Annotated in this window: 6 protein-coding genes and 1 pseudogene; 4 read left to right on the forward strand and 3 right to left on the reverse strand. The window is 66.2% G+C overall.

Annotated elements, in window-relative coordinates:
• Window positions 1–10: 10 nt before the first annotated feature.
• Window positions 11–1,360, forward strand: a complete 1,350-nt coding sequence (locus tag HDG37_RS22355; protein WP_018419283.1) for a sigma-54 dependent transcriptional regulator — start codon at window positions 11–13, stop codon at window positions 1,358–1,360.
• 59 nt (window positions 1,361–1,419) lie between these two features.
• Here HDG37_RS22355 and HDG37_RS22360 read toward each other — a convergent pair whose 3' ends face one another.
• Window positions 1,420–1,956 (reverse strand): TlpA disulfide reductase family protein, encoded by a 537-nt coding sequence (locus tag HDG37_RS22360; RefSeq protein ID WP_184026536.1) that lies wholly within the window; start codon window positions 1,954–1,956, stop codon window positions 1,420–1,422.
• Window positions 1,957–2,161: 205 nt separating this feature from the next.
• On the opposite strand from HDG37_RS22360, the gene HDG37_RS22365 reads away from it, so the two are divergent.
• Window positions 2,162–2,845 carry a hypothetical protein gene (locus tag HDG37_RS22365; RefSeq protein ID WP_184051379.1) on the forward strand — a complete coding sequence of 228 codons (684 nt, stop codon included), beginning with the start codon at window positions 2,162–2,164 and terminating at the stop codon, window positions 2,843–2,845.
• A 333-nt stretch (window positions 2,846–3,178) separates the two neighbouring features.
• Here HDG37_RS22365 and HDG37_RS22370 read toward each other — a convergent pair whose 3' ends face one another.
• Together HDG37_RS22370 and HDG37_RS22375 are read right to left on the reverse strand one after the other, a co-directional pair.
• Window positions 3,179–4,789, reverse strand: a complete 1,611-nt coding sequence (locus HDG37_RS22370; protein WP_184051381.1) for a YifB family Mg chelatase-like AAA ATPase — start codon at window positions 4,787–4,789, stop codon at window positions 3,179–3,181.
• Window positions 4,790–4,909: 120 nt separating this feature from the next.
• Window positions 4,910–5,164 carry an accessory factor UbiK family protein gene (locus HDG37_RS22375; RefSeq protein WP_184051383.1) on the reverse strand — a complete coding sequence of 85 codons (255 nt, stop codon included), beginning with the start codon at window positions 5,162–5,164 and terminating at the stop codon, window positions 4,910–4,912.
• A gap of 389 nt (window positions 5,165–5,553) precedes the next feature.
• Between HDG37_RS22375 and HDG37_RS22380 the strand changes: the two genes are divergently transcribed.
• Together HDG37_RS22380 and HDG37_RS22385 are read left to right on the forward strand one after the other, a co-directional pair.
• Window positions 5,554–5,892, forward strand: a complete 339-nt coding sequence (locus tag HDG37_RS22380; protein ID WP_013088261.1) for a P-II family nitrogen regulator — start codon at window positions 5,554–5,556, stop codon at window positions 5,890–5,892.
• Between the two features lie 46 nt (window positions 5,893–5,938).
• A pseudogene (locus tag HDG37_RS22385) lies at window positions 5,939–6,257 on the forward strand (ammonium transporter); the annotation flags it as partial.

Raw genomic sequence — 6,257 nt, forward strand, 5'->3', positions numbered from 1 at the left:
GGAACACGCAATGAACGACGGCCTGCAAGTGCTGTATATCGAAGACGACGAACTGGTGCGCCGCGCGAGCGTGCAGAGCCTGCAACTGGCGGGCTTCGACGTGGTCGGCCATGCGTCGGTCGAGGCCGCGGCGAAGCTGATCAGCGCGGACTTCTCCGGCGTGATCGTCAGCGATATCCGGCTGCCCGGCGCGAGCGGTCTCGACCTGCTCGCGCAGTGCCACGAGCGCGCGCCCGACGTGCCGGTGATTCTGGTCACCGGCCACGGCGATATCTCGATGGCCGTGCAGGCGATGCGCGACGGCGCCTACGACTTCATCGAAAAGCCGTTCGCGTCCGAGCGGCTGATCGAAACCGTGCGGCGCGCGCTGGAGCGCCGCAAGCTCGTGCTCGAAAACCTCGCGCTGCGCCGTGAGCTGGCCGGGCAGAACGCGGTCGCGCCGCGCATCATCGGCCGCAGTCCGGCGATCGAGCAGGTGCGGCGGCTGATCGCCAACGTCGCGCCGACCGATGCGTCCGTCCTGATCAACGGTGATACCGGCGCGGGCAAGGAGCTGATCGCGCGCAGCCTGCACGAGTTGTCGCCGCGGCGTGACAAGCCGTTCATCGCAGTGAACTGCGGCGCGCTGCCCGAGCCGATGTTCGAATCGGAGATGTTCGGCTACGAGCCGGGCGCGTTCACCGGCGCGGCCAAACGGCGGATCGGCAAGCTCGAACATGCGTCGGGCGGCACGCTGTTTCTCGACGAGATCGAGAGCATGCCGCTCGCGCTGCAGGTCAAGCTGCTGCGTGTGCTGCAGGACGGCGTGCTGGAACGGCTCGGCTCGAATCAGCCGATTCGCGTCAATTGCCGCGTGGTCGCGGCTGCAAAAGGCGACATGGCCGAGCACGTCGCGGATGGCTCGTTCCGTCGCGATCTGCTGTACCGGCTCAACGTGGTGACGATCGCGCTGCCGCCTTTGAGCGAGCGTCGCGAGGACATCGTGCCGCTGTTCGAGCATTTCCTGCTCGATGCTGCCGTCCGTTATCAGCGGCCGGCGCCGATGCTCACCGATCGCCAACGTGCGAGTCTGATGCAGCGAGACTGGCCGGGCAACGTGCGCGAGCTGCGTAATGCCGCCGACCGCTTCGTGCTCGGCATCGCCGACGAACCGGTGCTGTCGTTCGGCGAAGACGGCGGGGCCACCCATCCGCTGAAGGAGCGTGTCGAGCAGTTCGAGCGCGCGATGATCGCCGAGGCGTTGGAGCAGGCGGGCGGCGTGGTCGCGGTCGCGGCGGACCGGCTGCAACTCGGCAAGGCGACGCTCTACGAGAAGATCAAGCGATATGGCCTTGCGGCCAAAGGGGAAGGGGAGCGGTGAGGAGGCGGACGCCGGCGGCGGGAGGTTGCGCCGGCGCGTGGGGATCTGCTTGCGCCGGCTTAAGCCGCGCCAGCCTTCAGCGCTTTCGCGAGCAACTGGTCGAGTTCCGCGAACTGCGGCTCGCCGACATAGCGCTTCAGGATCTTGCCGTCTTTATCGACGACGAAGGTGGTCGGCGTGAGCTGCACGTTGCCGAACCGCTTGGCGGCGGAGCCGTCGTCCATCGCGACCTTGAACGGCAGCTGACGCGTTTGCGTGTAATTGGTCACGTACATCGGCGCGTCGTAGTTCATTGCCACCGCGACGAATTCGAGGCCCTGGCCCTTGAAGCGGTTATAGGTCTCGACCATCTGCGGCATTTCCTTCATGCAGGTGTCGCAACTCGTTGCCCAGAAGTTGACCAGATAAACCTTGCCTTTGAGGTCCGCGGTCGTGAGCTTCTGTCCCGATAGCAGCGTGAAGGTCGCATCGGGTACGCGCTGCTGGCCGGCAAACGCGAAGTAACCGGCGACGGCGAGCGCAATGGCCACGGCCACCGCAATCAGATAGCGAAGCGGGTTCGTGCGCCGGACGGCGGTCGGTGAATTGGAACTCATGGACGGAACCTCGTGAGTCGCGCGCGGCGCGGAACAATGGGGCGGTGTGATGGCCCGCGGGCCGGTACTGAATAGCTTTTCTATTGTAGCTCCAATGGGTTCGGCTGCGCCGAAATGGCGGGACGGCTGCGCTCCGCGCGTCGGCCCGGCAGTCGATCAGCGGATAATGGCGCTTTACGCTCCGAGAAGCCCGATCTTCCGTCCCATGCTCCGAACCGTTCTTCGCGTCTGCTCTTTAGTTGCCCGCGTTTCTTGCCGTTTTCCGTTGATCAGCCGATTGTCCGCCCGCCGTGCGGGCGTCTTCCAACCGGCGGGCCTATTTTTCCGCGCATTCACGCGATCCGGTCACGCTCGAACCGTGATCGGCGCGGCGACGGCCGCGTTGGCGCTCGGCGTCGCGCTCAGCGCCTGCTCACCGACCTTCGACTGGCGCACCGTGATGAACAACGACAAGGGCTACACGGTCGACTTCCCAGCCAAGCCGGGCAACGATCAGCGTGCGGTGCAGATCGGCGGCACACCGATGCAGATGGCAATGCAGACCGCCGAAGCGGGCAATGCGGTCTTTGCGGTGGGCACCGTGATGCTGCCCGACGACAGCGACGCGACCCAGCGTGCCGCGCTCGATTTCCTGCGCGCGGGACTGGCGCGCAACATCGGCGCGACGCCCGATGCTCACCCAGCGCAAATCCCGCTGGCGGCGGGCGGCAAGATACCGGGGCTGGAAATGACGGTGAGCGGCGCGGCGGGCGCCAAACACGAGGCGCGCACGGTATATGCGCGGCTCGTCGCGCGCGGCCGGCACGTGTACCAGGCGGCGATCATCGCCGATCAACCGCTGCCGCAAGACCAGGTCGACCAGTTTTTTTCGTCGTTCCAGCTGTACTGAATGCGGTATTTTTGGCCGGTCGGGCGCACCTCAGAGGTGCCGAACGCAGTGAAAGTTCCTTCGCAGGTTTGTACGCTAATTGCCGGTTTACGTTGAGATTTTTGAGTTGCGCGCACAGCCTGTGGATAACTCTGTTGAGAAGTCGGCCTCAATGGCCGCAAAAGCCCATCAGGCGGGCCTCCCGGCAAAATCCACAGGCGTAGGGAATTTAAAAAAATACAATTAAATCAATGGCTTGGATGGACGCTCGTCTGCGCGCTTTTGAGTTGTATCAAAATCTAACAGGATCGCGCGTGTGTGAATAAGTCAAGTCTTGACAGTCGTTTTTTCTCCTCATAACGAGCCAAAAGCGCGGCGGTATTGGATTGCCTCGGCGACCTGCGCGGCGCTCGGCATCGCCGCGCCAGCCAGGTCCGCGACGGTGCGCGCGACCTTCAACACCCGGTAGTACGCCCGCGCCGACCAGCCAAAGCGCTCGCCGGCTTCGCGCAGCAGCGCCTCGCCCGCTGCGTCCGGGCGGCATACATCGTCCACTTCGCGTCCGTCCAGCTCGCGGTTGGTCTTGCCTTGCCGGGCCAGTTGCCGCTCGCGCGCAGCGCTCACGCGCTGTGCGATCGCCACGCTTGCTTCGCCGGTGGTGGCGGCGCGTGCCGCGAGTTCGGTGGCGGTCAGTGCTGGAATTTCGAGCTGGATGTCGATGCGGTCGAGCAGCGGTCCCGACAACTTACGCAAATAGCGCGCCGCAACTTCAGGCGTACAGCGGCAGCGCCCGCCCGGATCGCCGCGCCAGCCGCACGGGCACGGGTTCATTGCGGCGATCAGTTGGCAGGCGGCGGGGAAATCCGCTTGCCAGGCGGCGCGCGAGATCGTGATGCGGCCAGCTTCGAGCGGCTCGCGCAGCGTTTCGAGCACCACGCGATCGAATTCGGGAAGCTCGTCCAGAAAAAGCACGCCCAGATGCGCGAGCGTGATCTCGCCAGGCTGCGGCGGATTGCGTCCGCCAACCAGCGCCGCCGCGCTCGACGAATGGTGCGGCGCGCGAAACGGCCGCTGGCGCCACTGCGACGGCTTGAAGCCGATGCGGCTCGCGGACAGTAGCGCGGCGGAGGCGAGCGCTTCGTCGTCGGTCATGGGCGGCAGCAAGCTGGGCAGGCGTGCCGCGAGCATCGACTTGCCGGCGCCGGGCGGTCCGATCAGCAGCACGTGATGGCCGCCGGCCGCCGCGACTTCGAGGGCGCGCCGAGCGGCGCGCTGGCCAATCACGTCGGCCATGTCCGGCGCCGGGGCAGCGGCGTGCTCGTTGAGCTCGGGCGCGGCGACCGGACTAAGACGCGCGTCCGGCGAGCCTGCGAGATGCGCGCATAGCGACGGCAGATCGGCGGCGCCGAACACGTCGACGCCGGGCACGAGCGCCGCTTCCGCCGCGCTCGCGGCCGGCAGGTAAAGCTGTGGGGTATGGAAGGCCGGTGCGGCTGATTGATCGAGGAGGGCGGGCAACGCAGAACGCGCTTCAGATGAAGCGTCGGCGTCGCCGGCGTTCGCCAGAGCGCCGCGCGCGGTGCCGCAGGCCATCGCGAACGCGCCGCGCATCGGCCGCAGCGCGCCGGTCAGCGACAGCTCGCCGGCAAACTCGCGATGGAGCAGCGATTCGGCGGGAATCTGCCCGCTTGCGGCGAGGATGCCGAGCGCGATCGGCAGATCGAAACGACCGGATTCTTTCGGTAGATCGGCCGGCGCGAGGTTGACGGTGATGCGGCGGACTGGAAAATCGAAACCGCAGTTCTGGAGCGCCGCGCGCACGCGTTCACGGCTCTCGCGCACTTCCAGGTCGGGCAGGCCGACGATCGAAAAGGACGGCAGTCCATTGGCGAGGTGAACCTCGACGGTCACTTCGGGCGCACGGCCAGCGGCCGGCGCGCGGCTGCGCACCACGGCAAGCGACATATTCTCTCCCGTCGGAGGGCGCGCTCACATCGCGCGCAAATCCCCTAAAACGCTGATGACGTCACGGCCCGCTTGCCTGTGATGGGCGGCACTGCGCAGCGCGAAGGCTGCGAGCAGCGCTTACGGCGTCTGCGTGAGCGGCAGTTTCTGCTCGAGCTCGGCGACGCGGCGCTCGAGTTCTTCGAGGCGCGCGCGCGTACGCACGAGCACATGGGTCTGCGTATCGAATTCCTCGCGCGTGACCAGATCGAGCTTCGAGAAGCCCTGCGACAGCATTGCCTTGACGTTGCGTTCGACATCCTTGGCCGGCGAATTCTTGAACAGATCGCTGACGCGGGCCTGGAAGTCGTTAAAAACGTCGTTCGGTTGTTTCATCGTGTTCCCCTTGGTGCACAAAAAATGTGCATGTTTCATTGCGCCCGTGCCCCATTACGGCGAACGGGCGATTCTGGTGCGTGCGACAGATTGGTTGCCGCGGCCGCGTGAGCGTGTTTGGTGCGCGCCCTCGCGTTCAGAACGTTCGAACACTCTAGCAACGATCCCCCCGCCGCGCCACCGCCCGCCGCGCCGCTGGCCGTTCGGACAAGGCCGCTCGGGCGCGCTGCGCCACGCGCGCGAGGCGCGCTCCGACACAACATGGCATAGGAGTTGCTGTTACTGCCCCGCGCGCGCACTGCCAGGGCGCTTTTCCCGGTAGCGCAGGAGACCGCCGTCACGGGTACGCCACGGGGCACAACGGATCAGCAATAACTAGCGAGGATTTCATGAAACTCATTACCGCAATCATCAAGCCGTTCAAGCTGGATGAAGCGCGCGAAGCCCTGTCGGCGATCGGCGTGTCGGGCATCACGGTGACCGAAGTCAAAGGCTTCGGAAGACAGAAGGGCCACACCGAGCTGTATCGGGGCGCCGAATACGTCGTCGACTTTCTGCCGAAGGTGAAGATCGAAGCGGCGGTATCCGACGACATCGTCGATCAGGCGATCGAGGCGCTCGAGCGCGCCGCGCGTACCGGCAAGATCGGCGACGGCAAGATCTTCGTCACGCCAATCGAGCAGGTGGTTCGGATCCGCACCGGCGAGACCGGCGCGGACGCACTGTAAAAGACCAGAACATAGCGACACGGATAGCGACAAGAGGAAAACCAAGATGCGCAAACTAATGATGTCCCTGCTGATGGCCGGCTCGCTGCTCGCGGGCGGTGTCGGCACCGCCCTCGCGGACGATGCGTCCGCTCCCGCAGCCGCCTCCGCTCCCGATACGACGGCGAGCGCGCCCGCACCGGACGCCTCCGCCGCAGCCGCTGCCCCGGCGGCCTCGGCTCCCGCCGCCGATGCATCGGCCGCCGCCGCGGCCGCGCCGGCCACCCCGACCGCGCCGTTCTCGGTCGATTCATCGAAGATCAACTCCGGCGACACCGCATGGATGCTGACCTCCACCGCGCTGGTGCTGTTCATGACGATCCCGG

Origin of the sequence: Paraburkholderia sp. MM5384-R2 (genome assembly GCF_014201025.1) — a bacterium.
Taxonomy (GTDB): domain Bacteria; phylum Pseudomonadota; class Gammaproteobacteria; order Burkholderiales; family Burkholderiaceae; genus Paraburkholderia; species Paraburkholderia tuberum.

What these genes read in the sequence shown, in the direction of transcription:
- HDG37_RS22370 (WP_184051381.1), bottom strand. Translation starts at nt 4,789, where the DNA reads ATGTCGCTTGCCGTGGTGCGCAGCCGCGCGCCGGCCGCTGGCCGTGCG.
- HDG37_RS22355 (WP_018419283.1), top strand. Translation starts at nt 11, where the DNA reads ATGAACGACGGCCTGCAAGTGCTGTATATCGAAGACGACGAACTGGTG.
- HDG37_RS22365 (WP_184051379.1), top strand. Translation starts at nt 2,162, where the DNA reads ATGCTCCGAACCGTTCTTCGCGTCTGCTCTTTAGTTGCCCGCGTTTCT.
- HDG37_RS22360 (WP_184026536.1), bottom strand. Translation starts at nt 1,956, where the DNA reads ATGAGTTCCAATTCACCGACCGCCGTCCGGCGCACGAACCCGCTTCGC.
- HDG37_RS22375 (WP_184051383.1), bottom strand. Translation starts at nt 5,164, where the DNA reads ATGAAACAACCGAACGACGTTTTTAACGACTTCCAGGCCCGCGTCAGC.
- HDG37_RS22380 (WP_013088261.1), top strand. Translation starts at nt 5,554, where the DNA reads ATGAAACTCATTACCGCAATCATCAAGCCGTTCAAGCTGGATGAAGCG.